This is a genomic window from Afifella sp. IM 167 (assembly GCF_020144925.1).
In the GTDB taxonomy this organism is placed as follows: Bacteria; Pseudomonadota; Alphaproteobacteria; order Rhizobiales; family Afifellaceae; genus Afifella.
Genome location: NZ_NSLC01000055.1, coordinates 1 through 508, shown reverse-complemented (window position 1 = coordinate 508; position 508 = coordinate 1). Strand labels below are relative to the sequence as shown.

At 42.3% G+C, this 508-nt stretch carries 1 protein-coding gene; it reads right to left on the bottom strand.

Annotation, left to right across the window (positions count from 1 at the left end; translation table 11 throughout):
• A partial coding sequence (locus CLD20_RS20115) for a glutamate ligase domain-containing protein (RefSeq protein WP_304504375.1) occupies nt 1-494 on the bottom strand: 494 nt, incomplete at its 3' end.
• Nucleotides 495-508: the final 14 nt, after the last annotated feature.

Here is a 508-nt window from a genome sequence, read left to right as displayed (position 1 = left end):
GCATACTCTTCTTTATAAGTTTCACTCCCTTTTCCTGTCACGAGAATCCAATCTCCAGATTCGGCCATATCCCAAGCCTTTTTTATCGCAAGCGTTCTGTCAGGTATCACCTGATCGGACTCTTTTCCTGACATTTTACGATATTTTTTCAACTCAGCTATCATTTTGTTCTTATCGATGCCATTTAGGTCATCCAATGTTAAAAACGTGCAGTCACTCATTGCTGACGAGATTTCCAGCATTTTTGCGCGTTTGCTTTCATCACGGTCTCCTCTGAATCCAAAAACGTGCAGAATCCGTTTTGCCCCGCAATCCCTGGCTGTTTTCAGACAGTAAGAAAAAGCATCTGCCGTATGGGCGTAATCAATAACCGCGGTTGCATCATTAGGATGACTGTACATTTCGAATCTTCCCGGCACGCCAGGAAATGATTGAAATGCTTCTCTCAACTGGATAGAATCAATCCCTATTTTTCTTCCTGTAAGATAGGCCATTGAGGCATTATAAA